The sequence below is a fragment of the Mucilaginibacter flavus genome (genome assembly GCF_030409315.1).
Classification (GTDB): Bacteria; Bacteroidota; Bacteroidia; order Sphingobacteriales; family Sphingobacteriaceae; genus Mucilaginibacter; species Mucilaginibacter flavus.
Map to the genome: position 1 here is coordinate 1 of NZ_JAUFPS010000020.1, position 23245 is coordinate 23245.

Annotated in this window: 21 protein-coding genes and 1 pseudogene; 13 read left to right on the plus strand and 9 right to left on the minus strand. The window is 43.2% G+C overall.

The genetic code is table 11. The features are described from left to right. The 3 genes from QWZ17_RS06705 to QWZ17_RS06715 form a co-directional block, all read left to right on the plus strand. Positions 1-2621 (plus strand): RHS repeat domain-containing protein (locus QWZ17_RS06705; RefSeq protein ID WP_290304292.1); only part of this gene is annotated, 2621 nt, incomplete at its 5' end. A 506-nt stretch (positions 2622-3127) separates the two neighbouring features. Continuing rightward, entirely contained in the window at positions 3128-3412 is a 285-nt protein-coding gene (locus QWZ17_RS06710; protein WP_290304293.1) for a hypothetical protein, read from the plus strand. A 4-nt stretch (positions 3413-3416) separates the two neighbouring features. Then, positions 3417-3797 (plus strand): DUF5071 domain-containing protein, encoded by a 381-nt coding sequence (locus tag QWZ17_RS06715; RefSeq protein ID WP_290304294.1) that lies wholly within the window; start codon positions 3417-3419, stop codon positions 3795-3797. A 491-nt stretch (positions 3798-4288) separates the two neighbouring features. Here the strand turns inward: QWZ17_RS06715 and QWZ17_RS06720 are convergent, their stop codons facing one another. Further along, positions 4289-4759 carry a helix-turn-helix domain-containing protein gene (locus QWZ17_RS06720; protein WP_353959474.1) on the minus strand — a complete coding sequence of 157 codons (471 nt, stop codon included), beginning with the start codon at positions 4757-4759 and terminating at the stop codon, positions 4289-4291. Here QWZ17_RS06720 and QWZ17_RS06725 point away from each other — a divergent pair. From QWZ17_RS06725 to QWZ17_RS06745, 5 genes and pseudogenes are all read left to right on the plus strand, one after another. Continuing rightward, positions 4753-5238: pseudogene (locus tag QWZ17_RS06725) on the plus strand (magnesium chelatase subunit ChlI family protein); the annotation flags it as partial. The gene QWZ17_RS06720 and the pseudogene QWZ17_RS06725 overlap by 7 nt on opposite strands. An 88-nt stretch (positions 5239-5326) precedes the next feature. Continuing rightward, on the plus strand, positions 5327-5785 hold the full coding sequence (locus QWZ17_RS06730) for a hypothetical protein (protein WP_290304296.1): 459 nt from the start codon (positions 5327-5329) through the stop codon (positions 5783-5785). Positions 5786-6122: 337 nt separating this feature from the next. Continuing rightward, complete coding sequence (locus QWZ17_RS06735; protein ID WP_290304297.1) at positions 6123-6602, plus strand: hypothetical protein; 480 nt, start codon at positions 6123-6125, stop codon at positions 6600-6602. Between the two features lie 297 nt (positions 6603-6899). Then, a complete protein-coding gene (locus QWZ17_RS06740) occupies positions 6900-7277 on the plus strand; it encodes a VOC family protein (protein ID WP_290304298.1) in 378 nt (125 codons plus the stop codon). Positions 7278-7421: 144 nt separating this feature from the next. Next, entirely contained in the window at positions 7422-8309 is an 888-nt protein-coding gene (locus tag QWZ17_RS06745) for a dienelactone hydrolase family protein (protein ID WP_290304299.1), read from the plus strand. Between the two features lie 160 nt (positions 8310-8469). On the opposite strand, the gene QWZ17_RS06750 is transcribed toward QWZ17_RS06745, so the two are convergent. Further along, on the minus strand, positions 8470-9513 hold the full coding sequence (locus QWZ17_RS06750; RefSeq protein WP_290304300.1) for a DUF4097 family beta strand repeat-containing protein: 1044 nt from the start codon (positions 9511-9513) through the stop codon (positions 8470-8472). 252 nt (positions 9514-9765) lie between these two features. Between QWZ17_RS06750 and rlmD the strand changes: the two genes are divergently transcribed. From rlmD to QWZ17_RS06765, 3 genes are all read left to right on the plus strand, one after another. Next, complete coding sequence (gene rlmD / locus QWZ17_RS06755; RefSeq protein ID WP_290304301.1) at positions 9766-11169, plus strand: 23S rRNA (uracil(1939)-C(5))-methyltransferase RlmD; 1404 nt, start codon at positions 9766-9768, stop codon at positions 11167-11169. A gap of 62 nt (positions 11170-11231) precedes the next feature. After that, positions 11232-11624, plus strand: a complete 393-nt coding sequence (locus QWZ17_RS06760) for an HIT family protein (RefSeq protein ID WP_290304439.1) — start codon at positions 11232-11234, stop codon at positions 11622-11624. 11 nt (positions 11625-11635) lie between these two features. Further along, on the plus strand, positions 11636-12199 hold the full coding sequence (locus QWZ17_RS06765) for a hypothetical protein (RefSeq protein ID WP_290304302.1): 564 nt from the start codon (positions 11636-11638) through the stop codon (positions 12197-12199). A 64-nt stretch (positions 12200-12263) separates the two neighbouring features. Here the strand turns inward: QWZ17_RS06765 and QWZ17_RS06770 are convergent, their stop codons facing one another. The 6 genes from QWZ17_RS06770 to QWZ17_RS06795 all read right to left on the minus strand — a co-directional run bounded on the left by QWZ17_RS06770 (position 12264) and on the right by QWZ17_RS06795 (position 19086). After that, entirely contained in the window at positions 12264-13799 is a 1536-nt protein-coding gene (locus QWZ17_RS06770) for a carboxylesterase/lipase family protein (RefSeq protein ID WP_290304304.1), read from the minus strand. Positions 13800-14196: 397 nt separating this feature from the next. Continuing rightward, positions 14197-14844, minus strand: coding sequence for a DNA-3-methyladenine glycosylase family protein (locus QWZ17_RS06775; RefSeq protein WP_290304305.1), 648 nt, complete (start codon positions 14842-14844; stop codon positions 14197-14199). Positions 14845-15194: 350 nt separating this feature from the next. Continuing rightward, on the minus strand, positions 15195-16190 hold the full coding sequence (locus QWZ17_RS06780; protein WP_290304306.1) for an MBL fold metallo-hydrolase: 996 nt from the start codon (positions 16188-16190) through the stop codon (positions 15195-15197). A gap of 78 nt (positions 16191-16268) precedes the next feature. Then, positions 16269-17099, minus strand: coding sequence for an alpha/beta hydrolase family protein (locus QWZ17_RS06785; RefSeq protein WP_290304308.1), 831 nt, complete (start codon positions 17097-17099; stop codon positions 16269-16271). 9 nt (positions 17100-17108) lie between these two features. Further along, a complete protein-coding gene (locus QWZ17_RS06790) occupies positions 17109-18635 on the minus strand; it encodes a carbon-nitrogen hydrolase family protein (RefSeq protein WP_290304309.1) in 1527 nt (508 codons plus the stop codon). Positions 18636-18711: 76 nt separating this feature from the next. Continuing rightward, a complete protein-coding gene (locus QWZ17_RS06795; protein WP_290304310.1) occupies positions 18712-19086 on the minus strand; it encodes a DoxX family protein in 375 nt (124 codons plus the stop codon). A gap of 165 nt (positions 19087-19251) precedes the next feature. Between QWZ17_RS06795 and hemA the strand changes: the two genes are divergently transcribed. Further along, complete coding sequence (gene hemA / locus QWZ17_RS06800) at positions 19252-20478, plus strand: glutamyl-tRNA reductase (protein ID WP_290304311.1); 1227 nt, start codon at positions 19252-19254, stop codon at positions 20476-20478. Between the two features lie 82 nt (positions 20479-20560). Here hemA and QWZ17_RS06805 read toward each other — a convergent pair whose 3' ends face one another. Continuing rightward, on the minus strand, positions 20561-21886 hold the full coding sequence (locus QWZ17_RS06805; RefSeq protein ID WP_290304312.1) for a D-alanyl-D-alanine carboxypeptidase/D-alanyl-D-alanine-endopeptidase: 1326 nt from the start codon (positions 21884-21886) through the stop codon (positions 20561-20563). Positions 21887-22002: 116 nt separating this feature from the next. Here QWZ17_RS06805 and QWZ17_RS06810 point away from each other — a divergent pair, with 116 nt between their 5' ends. After that, positions 22003-23193, plus strand: a complete 1191-nt coding sequence (locus tag QWZ17_RS06810) for an aspartyl protease family protein (RefSeq protein WP_290304313.1) — start codon at positions 22003-22005, stop codon at positions 23191-23193. Positions 23194-23245: the final 52 nt, after the last annotated feature.

The following is a 23245-nucleotide window of genomic DNA, read 5'->3' on the forward strand; positions in this document are numbered from 1 at the left end:
AGGATGCTAACCAGCGCGGCACGGCCAACCAGCAGTGGACAGTAACGAAATATGACCAGCAGGGCCGTATTGCAGTAACCGGTTTGTACACCGATGCGGGCAGTGTCACGGGAGTCGAAAAAAGGACAGACATGCAGACTTCTGTAACCGGCAACCCCGGTCTTTGGGAAGCTACGGTAGCCGGCGGGAACGGCTACAGCACCGCGGCGGGCGTTTATGCCACTTATCCCAAAACACTTAACACGACCCTCGGCATAAACTACTACGACAATTACGCGGTACCCTCGCTGCCGTCAGTTTTTGATAAACATACTGAAACGGGTATGAGTACAATGACCAGGGGGCTGCCGACAGCAAGCCTTGTTAAGGTGCTGGACGGAAGCACAGGTAGCAATAACATGCTGTGGAGCGTGAACTACTATGATGACTTTGGCCGGGGCATCCGTGGCTTCTCCGAGCATTTTAAGGGCGGAATGGTAAGTGTAAACAACTACGACGAGGTCAAAAGCACCTATGACTTTACCGCTGCTGTGCAGACCAGTAGTCGGGTGAATTACGTAAATAGCAGTAGCAATACCGCAGCGCAGTCAGTTGCGGTGACCCTTTCCTACAGCTACGACCATATGGGGCGTAAGCTGACCACACAGCAAAACATCAACGGGAACACCATTTTGCTCAATTCTTATGCGTACAATGAAATTGGCCAGGTATCCGAAAAAAACTTGCACTCAACAGATAACGGCCAGACCTTTTTGCAAAGCGTAGATTACCGCTACAATAGCCGGGGCTGGCTCAAAAGCATCAACAACGCGGCGTTGAACAATGCCGATCCGCTAATCAATAATGATACCAACGACGCTTTTGGCGAAGAGATATCCTATGACGATTACGGGACAACGGCATTAAAGCAATACAACGGGAATATCAGCGCGGTAAGCTGGCAGGGCAAAAAGCAACCGAGCGGAGCGGCCGCGCAAATTGTTCAAAGTTATGAATACAATTACGACAAGCTTAACCGGCTTACACTGGCCAACTACACCACGGCAGGGCTCACGGGGAGGTATAATGAATCCTTAACTTACGATGTAGCCGGCAACATTAAAAAGCTGAACCGTTACCGGGATATCAGCAATGCCGCCACGCCGATCGATCAGCTTACCTATGTCTACGACAACAGTGATAACAGCAGTAGGCTGTTATCGGTAACAGACGGAAGTGGAAGCAACGAAGGCCAGTTAAACGGTACGACGGGATACACTTATGATTCTAATGGTAATTTGTGGGTTGATAACAAAAAAGGGCTTACCTTTACCTATAATTATTTGAACCTACCTTATACGGTAACGCCAGCCACCGGCAATGCGCTTACCTATGTTTACGATGCCGCGGGCCGTAAATTGCGTAAGGTGATTTCGGGGGGTAACCACGATTACGTGAACGGGATAGAGTACGATGCCTCCGGCAACATCCTGTTCCTGGCAACGGAGGAAGGGAGGGCCCGACCGAACGCAGGTAGTTATTTTTATGAGTACGCCTTGAAGGACCACTTGGGCAACACGCGGGTGCTGATCGGCCAGGACGGGCAGGTGGCTCAGCAAACGGATTATTATGCCTTTGGCATGGAAATGAATCGTGGCGGAATGGTGGCACCGAACCCGGATAATAAATACAAATACAACGGCAAGGAAATGCAGGACGATCTGGCAATTAATTTATATGATTATGGTGCCCGATTTTACGATCCTGTATTGGGAAGATGGACAGCGATAGACCCGATGGCAGAAAAATATCCTAGGTTGAGTGCTTACAATTATGGCGTGAACAATCCAATAAGGTTTATCGACCCTAATGGAATGGATGTGTACTCCGACGATAGACAACAGGATGCTAATAGAACAAATAATGAAGACGCAGAAAAAGAGAAGGTTGGGGCAGACGGCCTAACAGATTCTCAATGGATGGCCTCCTCTTCCACTTTAGCAGACCCTGACTTGGCTGATTATTTTGTTAGGCAGAACGCTAACGACGAAAAGGACAAAAAAGATAAAGAAAAAGGGTATATTAATAAAAAGCCAATATGGTATATGCCTTGGATCATGGAATCAGAGTATGTGAAGGGGTCTGATTATGTTAATATATCATCTATTAACATGAATGATAGAGAAACTACTGAGACGCCGTGGACTGTTGATCTGGCTACTACAAAATTACTCCAAACGGATATCGGCCTTACAATAGGTAAGCTAACCAAGGCGGGGACGGCTGTTTTTGAAGGATTCGGTAAGTATCAAATAGGAAGCAGTCGAGCGTTTGATGCAGCTGGGGTCATTGTTGCGCTGAATCTATTTGACCTCGTTTATCGATATCAAGATGTCACAATATCAGTAGCCGCTGAAAAATGGTATGGGAAAGTACAATTTAACGGCATTAACGGCCATGTGACAGCTATTCAATATTCTGGAAGTGAGAAGACTCGAGTAGCCATATTAACCATGAGAATTGAACAGATATATGACTCGGTTTCGCAAAAAGTATGGTATGAAAATAAAGTAGTATATCCCGTTAAAGCACCATCGGCCAGCCAATTACCTAAATTTAATTATGGACAATTTAAGAAATAATATTTCAGAGATGACACCATTTAGATATCTATCTCATATTTCAGCTTTTGCTCTTTTTTACCTAATAGTCGACCGCTCCTATTTTTTTGTTCAACAGTTTTTTGTGGAATCGCTGTCGATTCTTCGGTATACAAATTCTGAACAGGCGGCACAGTATGTATTTACTGGATTAATATTTTTTTCAATACTATGTTATTGGGCCGATTATAGGATCATTAAAAAAACTAGACTTGAAAAATACAAAATGATATATCTTTTGGCGTTGGATATACTTTGTTTGTTTCTCGCTATTTTAATTATGATCTGTATCAACAATTTCGTTCATAACCGAAATGAAATAGTTGATACTTCATCACTAAATAGTGTCACAGCTATATTGATCTTAATATTTTTGAAAGACTGGGTTTTTATTAGGATAAATCAAAAAAATCTAAAGCTGAATAAAATAAGTGAATAGGCACATGTTTCGTAGTCTGCCTAGTTGTGGGACTTTAATTCCAGAGCCAGTGAACGATACTGACTCTGGCGATGATAAATATCGTCTTTCCACTTGGACGACGGCTGTCGTTGCTAAAAGAGAATCTAAGGAACCAATAGCAAAAATCAATATTGCACCTTTTCGTAGTTTAAGGATAAAGATAGACTATCGCGAAAACTGGCATGCAACAATTAGACCGGCGACACCGGAAGAACTAGAACGTTTGGCAGCATCCAAAGAAGGATTGCAACATGGTAAAGAACCGCATATTTATACCAGGCTTGCACAAGCCTCTGTAAGAGGAATCGAGTAAAATTATGAAGAATTATATCCCAAAAAGGAAAGGAGACATCGAAGCTGTCAAAAAGTTGCAATCATTGCCTATTGAGGTGGTAAGGGAAGATGTTCCTAAATTATTAGAATGGATGCAAGACATGAATTGGGAAGTTGGTGGGTATATAGCTGATTATTTTGTTCCTTATATTGATTATATCTTGACAGATTTGCTGACTATCTTAATGGGTAATGATGATCCGTGGAAATACGAAATTCTAAATGCGTTAATAGCTCGATCCATAAATCGCCCTGCCGATGAATTAATGGCGGTGATTAATAGGATTGCTGATAATCCAACAACAATAGAAAAGGAAGAATCCGTGGATATAATTGCTAAGGAAATAGTGAAGAAATTCGCTTAGCTGTATTCATTAGAGTTGCCCTGCTGCCGCAAGTATATGAGGCTCTTGCCTTAAAGTCCGCATGCAAAGTCTACGATATACAACACCCAGGTGACTTAAAGCATCTGGGTGTTGTTGTTTACCTTTAGCTAGCCTAAAAGATAAAAAAACGGATAACAACCAATGTTATCTTAATTAATGTGGGTGCTGATCGGACGGGAAGGGCAGGCCCTCCAGCTAGTGGAAATTTTACACTAAGGCCAACTATGAAATACTTGGTGCCTGGCGATATGTTTACCTCGACCGTAATGGTCGTCGCCTCAATTCCCGAAACCGCACTGCCGAACGTTTTAACTAACACTATGACAAAGTTTATTTAAGTCGCAAGATAATTTATTTTGGCGAGTTCAGGAATATTAGATAATTCCAATTAGGTTATCTGCGTTGCCTGATGTTTATGCGCAAAATTAAATTGCAACAAAAATCGTTAGTAAAATGCACAAAAAAACACCCTATACAGGGTGTTGTAATAACTGATTCGATAATTCTTTCCAAGCGGAAAGAATCAAGTTTTTGTAAATATCATTTGCAATTGGCTTCCCTTGTTGCCACCGTCTCACCGCATCTACAGAAACCTGTAGCAAAGCAGCGCACTGCTTGATGTTTAGCCCCATGCAATATCTAATCTGCTTCAGCTTTCCGGCGTAACTTTCCGTTTCATGACAAAACGGATAATACCCGAGAAAGGAGATGATTGCCGGATAGTGGTGAATTTGCGGCAGGGTGCGCTCATTTTCCCAGTAGGTAATCGTGTCTTCAGAGACATTAAGCAACGCTGCAACGCTTTTTTGAAACAGTCCTTTTATCATTCGGGCTTTTTTAATATGTTCACCCAATGTTTGAGGATGCTGTTCGTACGCTCGCGTTCCGCGATTTTGAAACACTTTCGTGTCAGGGAGAAATGTGTACGGATGAATGCCCATGCGGTTACTACAACCATCCCGAAAAAGAATGTATCTGCCCGCCGGGCATGGTTCAAAAATACCTGAGTAAAATCTCCGGTCCGCTTTTAGACAGGATCGACCTGCATGTAGAAGTTACGCCGGTAAACTTCAGCGAACTATCGTCAGACAGGTTGGCCGAAAAAAGTCAAGATATACGCGAGCGGGTGATCAAGGCCCGGGAAGCGCAAATAGAACGTTTTGGTAACCGACCCGACCTGCATGCGAACGCCCAGATGAGCCCGCAAATGGTACGCGATCTTTGTAAAATTGATGCCGCCGGCCAAATGCTCCTCAAAAAAGCCATGGAAAAACTCGGCCTCAGCGCCCGCGCTTATGACCGTATCCTGAAAGTAGCCCGCACCATCGCCGACCTTGCAGCCAGCGAAGATATTAAGTTAGAACACCTTGCTGAAGCGATCCATTTTAGAAGTTTGGATAGAGAGGGCTGGGCAGGGTGATTTCTCGAAAATGAGTCTCGACGCACAGTAATTTAAAGAATCGAACAGCGAGGCTAATCTCTTGACTGCAAAATAGAATTAATAAATTATGAAAAAGAAAGGCGTACTCTTCTTGACGTTGTTTTTCCTCCTGGGATTTTCAATTTTTGTTGTGGTGTTTTTCGTGACTGAAAGTAACGCTGGAAAAGAGGACAAGGAAATATTGTCACTTACTGGTAGTATACAATTTAAAGGCGAGGTTATAAATTCAAAAGTTTATGATTACAGCGGAAAGCCATATTTTATGGTTTGTGTAAAATTAGATACTTGCAATGTTAAAAGTTTATTCATAATCAACGATCTTGTTTCCATTAAAATTAAAGATGGCATTGCGACCTTCCCGATAGGGGTATTGGAGCCGTATTATGGAATACCTGTTTATGTAGAAGAGAATCTGGGTGGAAAGGGAATGATTAAACTTCGTTACAAAAACGGACTATCCCAATTTCTTCCTTTTGTGTTGGCTAACAGGGGCTTGACAAAGAACGATATGGGACTTTGCAATTGACTTTTAGCATATGCATATTTAGCATGTAACCAACATAAAAATACAGTGTTCACTCCATTTAGCGCAAGTTTTGCGTGGCTGGCTATGGAATCTACTTGTGATTTAGTGAGCCACGCATAGTAGTTCGAAGCCGCATGCATCTAAAAAACAGACGACCATTTCTCTTTTCGACGCTCCGCATATTGGGCAGAAACTTTTTTACGTGGTTGGAAAGGCGACAGGAAGGCCGCAGAACCTGGAAAGGAGCGGAAAAATGCTCAGAAGCCTGCAAAAAATTGGGGTTTATGACAATGCACTTGGAAATCGAATCGATATTTGGAAGTAGATAAATCATTATATGAGACAGGTAGTAAACAACCGCTATTTTACGATTAACCGATTTTTATCCAGCGCAGAAAACGAAGTGTTTCTGGGAAATCAGGCCGATGAATTGGTATTGAGGCTGCCCGAGACGTTCGGGGGAAATTATTATTGTTGTGTCTTTCATGATTCCCTTACCGGGAAAAAGCAACGTATCATATCCTTCAGCAGCGACGAGGAGGCCGAGCGACTCTCGATCCTTTTTTGGGAGGGTTCCGATAGGATAGCGTTGGCCACCGGAGAGCTGCTCTACCTAATAGCATTGCAATCGGGTACCGTCGTCGGCTTTCACGAAACCATGACGGGGATTTCCGGGCTTTGCATTACGAGCAAAAACAATTTGCTGGTTCTCGAGGATTGGCGTTTCCGGATTATCGACGCAGCTGGAAAATTGCTGTCGAATGTTAATTTTGAAAGCCCGGAGGATTTTGATTCTAAGGCGAGACATTTGATCTAAGGATGGCATCCGGCCTGATAGTCCATGCTTTGAATTTGTAACGCTAACGAACGTATACCACACGCGATGCCCCCCTTTAGACCAAATCTTGCGTGGCTGGCTGTGGAATGGTTTACTTGTGATTTAGTGAACCACACATGGTAGTTCGAGTTAGGGCATGTTCGAAAACAGACAACGCTTTCTATTTTCGATACACTAATTCCATTGATTTCTAACGGCTGTATTCCTCCAGATTATTGGGCGCAATTTTTTTCATCAACCAGTATTTTATCCCATCACATTACCTAAATTAGTTACATGAAAAAAGTAACCGGAATAGGCGGCATTTTCTTTAAATGCGATGATCCTAAAAAAATGACAGATTGGTATGCTCAAAACTTGGGTTTACCGGTAAGCGAATATGGTGTAATGTTCCAGTGGCGCGATGCTGAAGATACAAGTAAAGAGGGCACAACCGTTTGGAGTCCGTTTAAAAACGATACCAAATACTTTGAGCCATCAAAAAAAGACTTCATGATCAACTACCGTGTTGAAAACATTGAGGCCCTGGTGCAACAGTTAAAAGCCGACGGCGTAACCGTACTTGATGAAATCGCGGTTTATGACTATGGCAAATTTGTTCACATCCTTGATCCGGAAGGTAACAGTATTGAGCTTTGGGAAGATGCCGGTTAATTAATAACGGCTGTTTTATAGTCGTCAACGACTGTTATTAGTGGTAATCATTTTTAACAGGTAGGTTTTAGTAACGACACTGTTACAGCTCAATCACCGGGGCATTAGCCATAATGTTTAAATTTGATTATAGCCTTTAAAACCATGAGCCAGATTAATAAAGAAGACATCAAACAGGAAGTGTTTGACCTGTATGACGATTACGCCCATAACCGCCTTAACAGGCGCACTTTTGTAGAAAAGCTATCGCTGTACGCTGTAGGTGGATTAACCGTACCCGCGCTGATGAGCTTCCTGATGCCCGATTACGAGGGCACGCTACAAACCAAAGCCGATGATCCTCGTTTAAAATCGGGGTATATTACTTACAATTCGCCCAAGGGCGGTGGCAATATCAAAGCGCTGTTGTCTGAACCGGCTGATGTCAAAGGCAAACTTGGCGGCATTATAGTGGTTCATGAAAACCGAGGACTAAACCCATATATTGAAGATGTGGCCCGGCGCGCAGCTCTGGCTGGTTTTATTACCCTTGCACCCGATGCCTTAACACCGCTTGGTGGCTACCCCGGCAACGACGACGACGGCCGTACCATGCAAGCCAAACTGGACAAGGGCCAGATGGAAAATGATTTTATTGACGCCTTTGAATACCTCAAAAACCATAAAGATTGTAATGGCAAAGTAGGCGTTGTAGGCTTTTGCTTTGGTGGCGGCATTGCCAACACCTTGGCCGTGCGTGTGCCGGATTTAGCGGCAGCGGTTCCGTTTTACGGGGCACAACCCGATGCTGCCGATGTGCCTAAAATTAAAGCTCCCCTTATGCTGCATTATGCCTCATTGGATGCCCGTATTACTGGTGGTTGGCCGGCCTATGAAGCGGCTTTAAAAGAAAATAACAAAAAGTACCAGGCTTTTATCTACGAAAACGTTAACCACGGTTTTCATAACGATACCACACCCCGCTATGACAAAGCCGCTGCCGAACTGGCATGGAAACGCACCATTGATTTTTTCACCGAGAATTTGAAGTAGGGAGCTATTTAATTAGATACGCTGCCGGAATTAGACATGCCCCGGGGCTGGAAGCAAGAAATATTATTTATTTAAACCGTTTCTCCAAAATCCACATCATAAAAAAGCCCCGCACTTTACAATGCAGGGCTTTGCCTTTATATATGATCTGTTAATTGGTTTAGTTAAACTTTACGCTAACATTGCCACTTGATGCATTGGCTGTAACCGGAATACCACCACCGTTTACACTGCCTTTAATATGCTCATTATCCCATTTGCCGCTAAAGGCGCTGATGGTTGATGGATGCTGATTGATCCTATCGCCGCTGATATCAAGATCAAGACCTTGTTTAAGTGGTAAAGACAGATCCAGGTTGCCCGAGCTTACTTCCAGTTTAAGATATTTGCCAACTTTATTCATTTGCGTACGCATGCTGCCGCCGCTGGTTGAAGCACTCAAACTGCAATCCATCCCTTTAAGGTCGATGCCGCCGCCAGATGTACTGGTAATTAGTTCGCCTGCTATGTTGCTGCCTTCAATGCCGCCGCCGCTGGTGTGCGCGCTAATGGTTCCCTTTAAATCGGTAAGGCGTAAACCACCGCCCGATGTTTCCAGTTTAATTTTACCGGTGCAGTTTTTTGCTTCGATGCCGCCGCCGCTGGTTTGCAAATCAATGTTATCGCCCGAATTTGAAACACGGATACCACCGCCAGAGGTATTACCATGAATAACACCGTACAAATGGTCAACTTCTAAACCGCCGCCGCTGGTGCTAAAAGTTTCGTTACCCTTTAAATTATCTAACCGGATACCACCGCCACTGGTTTTCAGATTGGTAGTAACCTGGTTAGGCACAAAAATTTTGAAGGATATACTAACGGATTTTTTCCAATCCATGTTCTCGTGTTTGTTTTTGGCAATGGCGCGTACCTCTTGGCCTGTAACGGTTACGCTCAGGTCGTAATCGGCATCAAGGCGTTTTTGAATTTCCTCTTTTGATAACTCGCGACCATTATTGCAACGAATATATACCTCAACCCGTGGCGCTTGCCCGCTTTGGCCGCTAACGGCTATACCACCGGCCGATGTATTTACGACAACACTGGTAATGGCATCGTTGCTTAATGATTTGGTTAAATATGGGGTTTTATCATTGTTATCCTGTGCAAGCGCCGCAACCGTTTGGCCCGCAAGTAAGAGTAGTAATAAGTGCTTTTTCATTTGGTTTCAAATTAGTTTACAGGTATAAGACAGCTGCTCGATTAGATTCGTTGCAGGGAGTTGTTATTTTTGTTTTTAAAAAGGGCCATATTCACCTCAAAAATATTTTTGTAAGTCACATCCCATTTTTTATTCTCGGCCCATCATTCCTTTCTCTCATTCCCGAAGCGATTTCCTGTCTTGGCTCTTGATTCTTGACTCTTGATTCTTTCAAAGCGATTCTTGACTCTGATTTATTACCTTTGTACCCTGATGAATAAAGTTGCGAAACCCAAGTTTTTTGAAGACGTTAAGATAATTGATATTGCCGAAGAAGGTAAAGGCGTAGGCAAAGTTGACGACTTTGTACTTTTTGTTGATAAGGCCATCCCGGGCGACATTGCCGATGTGCAGGTTTTTAAAAGCAAAAAGAGTTTTGGCGAGGCCAAGATCACCAATCTTAAACAACCTTCAGCATATAGGGTTACCCCTTTCTGCGAGCATTTTGGTACCTGTGGAGGCTGTAAATGGCAACACATGACTTATGAGGCGCAGCTTAAATTCAAACAGAAATCTGTTGCCGATGCCCTTAGTCGTATTGCTAAAATTGAGGTTGATGGTATGATGAATATTGTGCCCTCGCCCGAGGATAAATACTATCGCAACAAGCTGGAATACACCTTTAGCGATAAACGCTGGTTGTATGATGGCGAAAACAAAGAAGACGAAACTTTAAACATGAACGCCCTGGGTTTCCATATCCCGGGCCGTTTTGATAAGATCCTTGATATAAAGCACTGCTACCTGCAAGCCGAACCATCAAATGATTTACGTAACAGCATCCGCGATTTTGTAATAGAGCAGGGCTACACTTTTTACAACCTGCGTAACCACGAAGGCGCTTTGCGTAACCTCATTATCCGTACCTCATCAACCGGCGAGGTAATGGTGATTGTGGTATTTGCCTACGTAAGCCAGGAAGAGGTTGATAAACTGATGGGCTTTATTGATGCACGCTTCCCACAAATCACTTCGTTACTATACATTGTAAACCAAAAGAAAAACGATACCATTTTTGACCAGGATGTGGTGGCCTTTAAAGGGCCGGAGTACATTCACGAGGAAATGAATGGCATTAAATTCCGCATCGGCCCAAAATCATTTTACCAAACCAACAGCATTCAGGCCCTGCGCCTTTATGAAATAACCCGCGATTTTGCAGGATTTACCGGTAACGAGCTGGTTTATGATTTATATACCGGCGCCGGTACCATCGCCAACTTTATTGCCGGCCATGTGCGCGAGGTAGTTGGTGTTGAATACGTGCCTACGGCTATTGAGGATGCTAAAGTAAACTCAGGCATTAACAACATCACCAATACCAAATTTTACGCAGGTGATATGAAGGATGTTTTGGTGGCCGATTTTGTTGCCCAACATGGTAAACCGGATGTGATTATTACCGATCCGCCGCGTGCGGGTATGCACCCCGATGTGGTTGCCCGCCTAATGGAAATTGAAGCTCCTAAAATAGTTTACGTAAGCTGTAATGCCGCCACGCAGGCCCGCGACCTGCTGGTATTAAAGGAGAAATACGATACCGTAAAAATTCAACCGGTTGATATGTTCCCACATACGCAGCACGTGGAGAATGTGGTACTGTTGAAATTAAGATAGAAAAATAACCGATCGGAACCTTACCGGGATAAAACTGTTATAATACAAACTAATAAACCTATATAATGAGCATTTTTTCAAAAATTATAGCTGGCGAAATCCCCGCACACGTAGTTGCAGAGAGTAACGAGTTTTTGGCTTTTTTAGATATCAGTCCGCTGGCCGAGGGGCATGTATTGGTGATCCCTAAAGTTGAGGTTGATTATATTTTTGATTTAGACGATGAGACTTACACCGGTCTGCAAATCTTCGCCAAAATTGTGGCTACCGCCGTTAAAAAAGCTATCCCTTGTAAAAAGGTTGGTGTAGCAGTGATTGGTTTAGAAGTTCCGCATGCACACATTCACCTCATTCCGATGAACCGTGTTGATGATCTGAACTTTTCTCGCCCTAAATTAAGCCCAACACAAGAGGAGTTAGCGGCTACTAAGGATAAGATCAAGGCAGCGTTTTAAGGTGCCTTTTTATGGGTAAACTACAATTGGTTTCCGGGCCGTACGTTGTAACTATAGATAGTAAACCCGCTTACTTAAAAGGAGCTACAAACAATCTATACAACTACGATGCCGATTATTGGGAAGACAGAGGCTATGCAGACACCCTTTATGACGTAGCCATCTCGCTTGCTGATCACGTATTAAAAAGAATCGTAATCGGGGCTGGTGGCGGGGCTACTACTATTCATGACACTTCCTATATATTGGAGTCGAATAGACTTACTATATGTTGCGGCGATACGGTATTTTGTTTATCGATACCAGATCTATCATTGCTTTGGAGGGTTAAGGCCGATAGCGCCACCTGTTTTGAGATTTACAAACACAAGGCAGATTATATTGTACACGGCGAATTAGAGATAAGCAGGGTAAGCTACGATGGTAGGCTTATTTGGCAGCAGGGAGGCGCAGATATTTTCACAAACATATCCTCCGGCGGCGAGGATTTTTTTATTACTGACGAATATATTTTTGCTACCGATTGGAACGGCAAACAATATAAGTTTGACTTCGACGGTAATTCAATCAACTGAAAAAATCGGACTTTTTGCAATTAAGCCGGGGATCTACAATGTTTTTTTCCAAAGTCGGGTTCTTTTACTTCTCTCCGATTACCTCCACCATAAAATCAAGCGCGGCTTTATCCTGCAATACTTCCGCAGCCGGCTTTTCACCTAACACCATCACATGATCACTTTTGGTGTCATATGCCGGCCAGTTTGGTAAGCCAATACCATTAGGATTTCCCGTTTTGGCAAAATTGGCCCAATAGCCGGATATTGTTGTTGCTAATTGCTGATCAACCGGTTCCCAGGGGCGGTTTAAAAACCTGAGGTTATCATAAGCATAGGCAACTTCGCCGGTATGGAACGCTCCATATTTTGCAAAATCGGCGGTGGCGGGCAGGCGACGGGTAAAGCGATACAGGTATACTTTTGCCTTGCCTTTGCCGCTTTGCACATTGGCCCAGGTATAATTTTGCACGCCGAATGTTTGATTCCTACTTACATCAATCTGCGATCTTGCAGCCTCGGCATCTGTACCGGCAGGGTAGTATTTCAAAAACGCTGTGGCCTTGTCTTTATACTGGGCTACTATTTGTTTTTTGTAATCCTCAGCGTTTTTGAGTTTGTCTACAAAGGCGTCGTCCTGGTTCCAGCCGGTTAGCAGGGGTACGCTGTTCTCTTTGTTATCGGCAAAAATTTGCGCTATCGGTGCGGGTAGTACATAGCCATCAATAATAGGTCGGCTGCCAAATTTACCAACCAGTTCCGTAGCTGGAATTTTTCTTAAATCGGCTAATGAATTTGCATTAAGTGATTGCGCCGCTTTAACACCGCTTTCTTCTGCCGCTTTTAATGTGGTGCCACCATAAGGACCATTCAAAAAGCTCGCGCCGCTTTCGGCAATGGCCCGCTGAAACAGGCCTTTACCCAATGGTGACGCTACCAGGCAGTTAACACTCATAGACCCTGCCGATTGCCCGGCGATGGTTACATTCCCCGCATCGCCACCAAAGGCTGCTATATTTTGTTTAACCCATTTTAGGGCCGCCAGCTGATCCATCAAGCCATAATTGCCAGATGCGTTGTGCCCCGATTCTTTAGTCAGATCGGGATGTGCAAAAAAGCCGAACACGCCAACACGGTAATTGATCACAACAAAAATAATTCCGTTTTTGGCCATAGCCTCCCCATCGTAAATAGGTACTGCCGCGCCGCCAGAACCAAAGCCACCACCATAAATATAAACCAGCACGGCTCTTTTTTCTGTTGATGATTTGGCACCTGTCCAAACATTCAGGTACAGGCAATCTTCGCTGATAGGCTGGTAAGGAATTAAAAACTCGCGGGTATAAACACCAAATTCATCCGGCTTGGGCTGCATAGGGCTTGCCGAAAATGTAATACATTGCTTTACACCCTGCCATGGGGTTACGGGTTGCGGCTCTTTCCAACGCAAATCACCAACCGGTGGGGCAGCAAAAGGGATACCTTTAAAAACATGAACATCGCCATTCACACTTCCCGAAACTTTGCCGGTTTGCGTGGTAACCACATCAAGGCTGTTTTGGGCAAATGTAAAGGAGCCACTAATAATCATCGTAAAAAATAATGCGAAATGCTTTTTCATATGGGTTGATTATATCTCTTTTTTTAAGTTGGTGTATAAAAGATGTATCATGTACAAAAAGAAGCGTCATTGCTTTGCCCTTTGCGGTCAAATGACGTATTCGTTTTTCGGGTATCGTTAAAATGCCGGAAACGACTCTTGCCCACAATGCTTCGCCTACCAGCCTTCTCTTCGGCGCAGCCGGAGCAAGAGGAGCAGAATAATGGCAGTGATATAGGTGTGAGTCGTCTGCGCTATGCAATATACATCATTTCTACTTTCAAAGGTTCCTGATTTTTAATACCGGCAATGGGAGAGGGTATAAGTGCAAACACCTTATATAAAAATTAGAATAAATTTAAGCAGGCTCTTACATTTAACTGTATCTATAAACAGCCGGCCGGGGATAATTTATGTGTCATATTTTTTTATTTGCAATGCCCGCTCGCGGTGCCGAAAGGTAAAAATGCCATAACAACATGCTGGCAACTGTGCGGTATGGTGCCCATTGTTCTGCTATCGTGATAACCTGTTCCCTGGTAGTTTCTTTGGGTAATTGTTTCAGTCTTTTCAAAGCGTTTACGGCCGCCAGATCGCCAATGGGGAAAACATCGGCATGTTGTAACACAAACATGAGGTAAACATCCGTGGTCCAGTTACCGATGCCTTTTAATGAGGTTAACTTAGCGCGAATTTCATCATCGGGCAGTTGCTCCAGTTTCTGCAGGTTGATTTGCCCACTTAGAATAGCTTCTGCCAGGTATTTGGTATAGCTGGTTTTTTGACGACTAAAATAGCAGGCTTTAAATTCTTCATCTGTTAATAAAAGTACTCTTGCCGGGGTAAGTTCCTGCACTTTCTCTTTCATTTTATTTAATGCTGATAACGCGGAAGCCAGTGAAACCTGCTGTTCTAAAATAATATGTACCAGAGTTTCAAACGTATTTGGCCGCGACCATAGGGGTGGGTATCCATATTTATTGATGATGAGCGCCAGATCGGCATCGGCAGCGGCCAGCTCATCGCAAATGGCGTGATAGTTGAAGTGATTGAATGTTTTAAACATAGTAGCAGTAATCCTTATCGAAGTTACTTAAGAAACTATTTAATTTTATCGAGGATTTTTATGTTTTTAATAAGAAAGATTTTTTGTCATTACTGCGCAGCCCGGAAAGCCGCTATTGAAAGTGTGAACTCGCCTGGTACTTTATTTAGCAATTTCTTCTCGTAAGGGATTGGAGTGGATACCGGCCATTGCGCGTAAGGCCTGCAGGCGTATGGACAGAAAGCCCGTCCCGCTTCTACCGGCGGGATACGTCATTAAAAGATAATCAGGTATTTATTGGATGCAATTTTGTTAAATGGCATGGGGCTTTGTCACCGTGTTCACCCAGCCTTAGCCGCAAATTTGCTGCCCTACATAAACTTTTTCCACCAGGCCGAGTTATAAGCAGCTTTAACATCGGTTGGCTTGCCGGGCTCTGGTACAAACAGGCTTATCTTTTTGTCTTTGGCATATTTTTCTAACCGCTCTACCGGTTCGTACCAGGCGTGCGGGGCAAGGTTAAAGGTGCCGTAATGTATCGGCATCATTAGTTTGCCTTTGAGGGCGATATGCGCGTTTGATGCATGATCGGGCCCCATATGGATATCTGCCCAGTATTTACCATAAGCGCCAACTTCCAGCATGGTTAAATCAAACGGACCAAAGGCTTCTCCTATCTCGGCAAAACTTGGCGACCAGCCAGAATCGGCACCAAAATAGATATTATGATTAGGACCTTTAATCACAAAACTTGCCCAAAGGGTTTCGTTACGGTTAACAATGCCCCGGCCCGAAAAATGCCTTGATGGGGTAGATGTGATTACAATTTCGTTACCAACAAGCACACTATCACCCCAATCCATTTCGGTGATAAAGTTTCTTAAAATACCCCATTGCGCCAGGTATGGCCCAACGCCTATTGAGCAATAAAACGGAATAGAAGTACCGGCAAAAAATTTAATGGTGTTTTTATCCAGGTGGTCGTAATGGTCATGCGATAGCAGCACGGCATCTAAGGGCGGCAAATCGCTTAAGGCGATTGGTGGCTCGAAAAATCTTTTCGGTCCGAAATATTTGGAAAATGAAGCCCTTTCGCCCCAAACAGGGTCGGTAAGGATGCGCTTGCCATCTATTTCTATTAATATACTGGAGTGGCCTACCCAGGTAATGCGTAATCCATTTTCGGGCGGCGTATCATATATTGATACGTCTGTTTTGAACGGGCCGAGTTGTTTTTTTGGGGTGTTCTCGGCTTTGTTACCCATGTACTCGCGCAGGATGGGAATCATTTTGCCAAAACCGGCTTCATCGGTAGGGATAACGTTGATATATTTTTTCCCCTTTTTAAGGGATGCTTGTAAACTCATGTGGGGCAATTATAATACTTATGCAGGTTGTGATACAATTAACGCAAAAAAGTTACGATTGATTTGCCCCTTCAGTTTTTATTTACGCAGAAATGATATGACGGTTTCACAAAAAGTTACCAGTAAAGCCGGCAGTTCATCTATTAAATAAGGATGCGAACCACCAAACGTATGATCGGCACCGTGTACAACTATAAATTCGGCGTCGGTATTAGCCGCCGATATTTCTTCGGCATGGCTAAGCGGAACAGCCGGGTCGGCATCGCCGTGCATCAGCAACCAGGGCTGTTTAACCTTTTTGGCTTGTGTTAAAATATCCAGACGCTTAGGGTGCTTATCCAGGTCATCCAATAAAGTAGATTTTAAGGGCATCTGCTGACCTGTGCGTTTATTAGGCATGTAAATAACGCCTTGCAAACGCCACTGAATCTCAATTTCCTCGGGCCAAAGGTTATAGAAGCTGGATATGGAAGCCATAGTGATTAGCTTTTTGATCCTGTCATCTTCTACCGATTTGATAATGCTGACACCACCGCCCATACTATGGCCTATCAGATAAACTCCGCTGGCCGCAGCCATGCCCGATCCGCCGCAGGCGAAATCAATAATGGTATCCAAATCTTCCAGCTCGATGGAAAAAGTATTTTCGCTAAAGGCCATCAGATCGGCAAAATCAACCGGATTATCGGGCGTGGTACCGTTATGCGAAAAGTTGAATTTCAGATACCTGAATCCGTTTTGAGCAAAGTAATCGGCAACCAAATTGTGCGTACCCCAATCCTTAAACCCTTTAAACCCGTGGGCAAAAATTACAACAGGCGCGTTTTTAATAGCGTCGTCGTAAGTTACATCAACAAGCATGGGGCGCCCTTTTGCGCCGGATAGGGTGTAGTTATCTTTGCGGATCATCACCCAAAACTAAACCTTTTTGCCGTTAAAAGTAATGTTATATAAATCCGTACGGCGGTCTTTTATATTTTGTACGCTGCCGTATTCGTGCAGTTCATCCAGCAAGGAAAGATCAACATCGGCAATAACAATCATTTCGCTGTTTGGGGTAGCTTCGGACTGGATGCCATTGGTAGGAAAACCAAAATCCGACGGTGTAAATACGGCAGACTGCGCATAGCTAATACCCATGTTGTTTACATTGGGCAAATTGCCTACACAGCCGGCAATGGCCACGTAACATTCATTTTCAACGGCGCGGGCCTGTGAGCAAAATTTAACCCGATTGTAGCCGTTTTGGGTATCTGTTAAAAACGGAACAAACAGAATTTGCATATCCTGGCTGGCCAAAATGCGGGATAGCTCGGGAAACTCTACATCGTAACAAATCAGGATACCTATTTTACCGGCATCGGTTTCAAAAACCTTAACCTCATCTCCCCCACGAATGCCCCATGAGCTGATTTCTGACGGCGTAGGATGAATTTTGTAAACCTCCTCCATACTACCGTTACGCCTGAAAAGGTAAGATACGTTGTAAAGCGATTCCTCAAAAATAGTAGGCATGCTACCCGCTATGATGTTTACATTATAGGATACCGCCAGTTTTGAAAACTCCTCGATGATGGGCTGGGTATATTTGGCTAACTCCCGCATGGCTTTGGCCGAGTCCATATGGTTATAGTCGGCCATCAAAGGGGTGCCAAACAGTTCGGGGAACAATATAAAGTCTGATTGGTAGTCACTCACGGCATCAACAAAATACTCGGCATGTTTTAACAATTCGCTGATGTTGTTATAAGGGCGCATTTGCCATTGCACCAGGCCAATACGCACTACAGTTTTGTGATTGATGGCTGTGCTTACTTCCTCATAATACACATTGTTCCATTCAATCAGCGTAGCAAAACCTTTACTGCGGCTATCCTCGGGCAGGTAGTTGCGCAGCACCTTGCGCACGTGAAAATCATTGGCTAATTGGAATGATAAGGTAGGGTCATAGATCTCCTTGTACTTTACTTTATCAATGTACTGACGTGGGGTTAAATCATTCTGATATTTTTGATAATTAGGAATACGACCGCCTGCTATAATGCTTTTCAAATTCAGTTTTTCGCACAGGGCTTTACGGGCATCATATAGCCTGCGGGCCAGGCGCAAGCCACGGTAATTAGGGTGGATAAATACATCTATCCCATACAATACATCACCGGTATCGGTATGGGTTTTGAAGCTGCTATCGCCGGTGATCTGTTTATAGGTATGGTTATCGCCAAATTTCTGATAATCAACCATAATAGCCAGGGCACAACCCACTACTACATCGTTTACAGTTACGCAAATTTGCCCCTCGGGGAAAAGTTTGATGAGTTTTTTAATAGAATTGGCATCCCAGTAATCTTCGTCCATATCCATGTACGCCGATTTCATTGACTTTTTTAGCTCCTGGTAATCCTGTACTTCCAGGTTACGCATTTCAACACTTTGCAGATCCATATTTTGATGTTGGGTTTCTGTATCCTTAAATAAAAAACAACAAGATTTGTTTTGCTATTAAGGTATGCTTTTAATGTTAAGCTTTGGCGTGCCACCAAACCCACAATATTAACACCGGCTGCAAAGCAACCCTAAGCCAGGCACCAAGCGGGGTTACATTTAAATTGCCCAGTTTAAGCGGTGCATTTAAGGCCATATCAATATGCACCGGTAAAAAAGCGGCCAGCATCAATATAATACCATAGACTGCCCATGGCCTTGTACGCGGCCATACCAGCATCAAGGCAAATAAAACTTCAAAAATACCGGCCAGCATATTCATTAGCACCGGGTAAGGAATGTAGTGCGGGATGATGGAAATATAGCCTCCCGGATGCCAGAAATGATTAATACCTGCAAAGGTGTAACCTATTATGAGTACCCACAAACTAATGTTTTTAAGTATATGCATGGTGTATATACGTTGTTTTTATGGGTATCGTTTTGGGCAAATAAAATGTGGTTTTATAGTCATTTCATCTAATTTATAAACATTCTAAATACACGTGTTTGACAAAGTATTGACATTGCATCCCATATATAGTGATACTTTTGTTCGGTCAAATTTAAAACTGCTTTGAAGTATTTAAAGGTTATAGCTTTTACACACAAACAGATTGAACTGAAGGAAATAGGAAGATTGGTGGTTTGCCAGGAAAATCTGACTGAAAAGCTTCAACAGGTAAAAACTCAATTTGGAATTCCGGAGATATTTTATCTGGCTACATGTAACCGTGTGGAATTTGTAATGACTACTCCGCAAGTAGTTGATAAAGACTTTGCTAAACGTTTTATAGAGGCTTTTAACACCGAGCTTTGTGAGCATTCGTTAAGTACTTTCATGGATGGTGCTTCTATTTACGAAGATCAGGAAGCTATGATTCATCTGTTGCGTACCTCATGTTCTTTAGAGAGCTTGATAGTAGGCGAAAAGGAAATTCTTGCACAGCTACGTAAGGCTTATGAACATTGCAGAGAAGCCGGCCTAACCGGTGATGGCATGCGCATGATTATGAATTGTGTAGTTAAAACAGCCAAAGAAGTTTATACCCATACCAATATCTCCAAAAATCCTATCTCGGTTGTATCGCTGGCTTACCGCAAGCTTAAAGATTTAAACCTTTGTTCAAACGCCCGTGTATTGATCATTGGCGCAGGCGAAACCAACCGCAATATTTCCAAATATCTTCAAAAACATAAGTTCAGCAACTTCGCGGTATTTAACCGCACAGTTTCAAAGGCACAGCAACTGGCTGATGATTTGAACGGCGAAGCTTTTGATTTGGAAGCACTTAAAACATATAACAAAGGTTTTGATGCCATTATCACCTGCACATCGGCAGTTGAGCCCATCATCACCACCGAAATATATAAATCGCTGCTTAACGGCGAAACCGGCAGGAAAACTATTGTTGACCTTGCCATCCCTAACGATACCGCCCCAGAGGTATTAGAACAATTCCCGGTTAACTTTATTGAAGTACATTCCCTTAACGAGGTTGCTAAACGTAACTTACAGGAACGCTACCATGAATTGGTACATGCCGAAGGCATCATTGAACAAAATATAGGTGAGTTTTTAACCCAGCTAAAACAACGCCGTATTGAAGTGGCTATGCGCCAGGTGCCCGAAAAAATTAAAGAAATCCGCAACACGGCTATCAATTCTGTTTTTGCAGATGAAGTACAAGGCCTTGACAAAGAATCGCGCGAGATCTTAGAAAAAGTGATCAATTATATGGAAAAAAAATATATCAGCGTACCCATGATTATGGCGAAGGATATATTGATTAACGAGAATTGAGACAGAGAAAGCCCTCAATCTTAGCTTTGTTTAAAATCCTTGCTCCTTCGTCCGAAAGTCCAATAGTCCGCCAGTCCCAAAGTCAAAATTCCTCATGTATCCATGTCATTATCCTTACCATTTCGTTACGGATATCTTTGGATGGGCGGGTGAAATTATTGTTCATGAACGAGAATGCCAGGCGTTTGCCTTTACGGGTTATCAGGTAACCGCTTTGGTTGTGGTTGTTTGATAAAGAACCGGTTTTTGCCCAGACAAAGGCTTTGCCGTTATCGGTTTTATATGCATTTTTTATAGTGCCGGTAAACCCGCCTGCAGGCATCATGCTGCGTAACAATGAATCGTTTTTTACTTCATCGCTAATTTTGCAAAGCAGCTTTACAATGCCGCGCGGGGTAAACAGATTATATCGCGAAAGGCCCGATCCGTCAACCCATTGCGGTTCATCGGGCAAATCATTCAAAAAGTGCTTCTTAGAATAACTGATCACCGAATCGGCATTCAATACATTAAATTTTGTTGATGAACACACCAGTAACAATTGTTCGGCAATAAAATTATCACTCGGTTGTAGCATCCGGCGGTAAACCGAATCGGCATTGCTGTTGTAAATTACCTTGGCATTGCCGCTTATGGGCAGGTTAACCAGGTATATGGGCTTTTTAAGCGTATCCTGCAGCAGTTGTTGTGTAAGGGTGTCGCTTGTTTTCCAGGCCACCTGCTGCTTAAATTTTACAGGGATAGTTGTTTTAGGGTAAGTAAATTCATTGCTCAGGAAATCCCGCTTCACTTTAAAATTTCCCAGGCGGTAATTAGCATCCTGTTTTAAAGAGGCTTTAAAGCGCCGCGGCGTCACCTGCATATTGCCGGCAGTATCGGCATAAAAAAAGGCCTCATTATCTTGTATTGGGAGGGCGTTAATTTCAACCTGGTAATCGTCGTTATAATCGTCCCATGCCCAGCCTGCACCAAAAAAGTTGCCGGTATAGCCAGAGGTTGAATAATAAAGTTGCTTGTTACTGGCCTGTAAAAACCGTGCGCCATTAACGCCTTTCAAATCAGTGTGCAAAAAAGAAGGATCGCCGGTACCCCAGAATATCAGCGAGTCGCCATGAGTTTCGTACTTTAGGGCGGGTATCGAGTCGCCCAGCATTTTAAGACAGGTATAAAAAGTAAATAACTTGGTATTTGATGCCGGGGTAAAATATTTATCGGAGTTTAGTTCAAACACCATCTTTTTTGCGTCAAGATCATACAAAGCAAAGCCGGTAAAATGATCGTTGCTTATCTGCGAATTTTTAAACTGTTTTTTTAACTTGCTTTTACTTACCGAAAGCCTGCTTATGTTGCAACTTCCAAATAATAAACCGCAAATAATCAGCATAAACGTAAATGTTGCCCTTCGCATAAATATTTATTTAATAAATCAATTAATGTTGTAAATTTAATGTTACCAACTATACCAAATTGTTATCTAAGCTATTTCATACAATAAAATATTTACGGACCATTGGGCTATTATGCTTGTTGCCATTTTTTTCCATAACGGCCCATGCCCAATATTTTGATCTGGCTACCAATAAAAAAAAGGTAACCATCCCTTTTAAGCTTATACGTAACCTTATGGTGGTAAAGCTAAACATCAATGGTAAGGGGCCATATAACTTTATTTTAGACACAGGTGTAGGCCTTATGATTATAACCGATCCTAAACTGGCCGACTCGATCAGCATCCCCAGCAAGCGTACCTTGAAAATTCCGGGCCTGGGCGAAGGCGCGGACGCCGAAGCTTACGTAACCTCGGCCTTAAATATTGCTATCCCCGGCCTGGTTAGCTATGATGTGGCTGCTGCTATATTAAAAAAGGACCTGTTTAGTTTATCGGGCTATGCAGGCATACCTATACACGGGTTATTAGGGTACGAGTTTTTTAATAACCTGGCCATTAAAATTGATTTTCAGGATAGTACCATAACAGCTACCCGGCCAAAAGACCTTAAAGTTTTTAGAAAAGGCACCCTGGTACCCATAACCATTGAAGACAGAAAGCCTTATGTACAAGCGAAAGCTGTTTTGCAGGGTGGAAAAATAGTTAACAGTAAACTGGTTATTGATCTGGGAGCCGGACACCCCGTATCGCTCGAAAAGATTATCCCCGTTTATGGCCTGCCTCAAAAGTTTATCGCCTCGGCAAATCTGGGCATCGGCTTAAATGGACCTATCAACGGGTACATTGCCCGTTTGGAGGAGCTTGATATAGGCAAGTTTAAAATAAAAGGGATCATTTCATCGCTCCCTGCCGAAACCGAGGGTATGAATCACCTATCGGTACCTCGTGACGGCAACCTGGGCATAGGTGTGCTTAAGCGCTTTTCTGTTATTTTTGACTATAGCGGGGGTAATATGTACTTAAAGCCCTCGGCCACCTTTAAAGAGCCCTTTGAGCATGATATGAGCGGACTTGAGTATTATGCTGCAGGTAATAATTTAGAGCGGATCATTATTGACAGGGTTGAACCTGGTTCGGCCGGCGATGAAATCGGGCTCGAAAAGGACGATGAAATAGTTGCCATCAACTTTAAATCTGTATCAAAAATGAGCCTGGAAGAAATTGATGAACTGTTCAGATCAAAAAGCGACAGAAGCCTGTTGTTGGATGTTTATCACGATAAAAAACTCGATAAGGTGGTGCTTACCCTCAAGCGCAGAATTTGATTTTACAATATTTTAAGCAATCGTAGTATTTCATTGCAAAAAAGGCAAATTT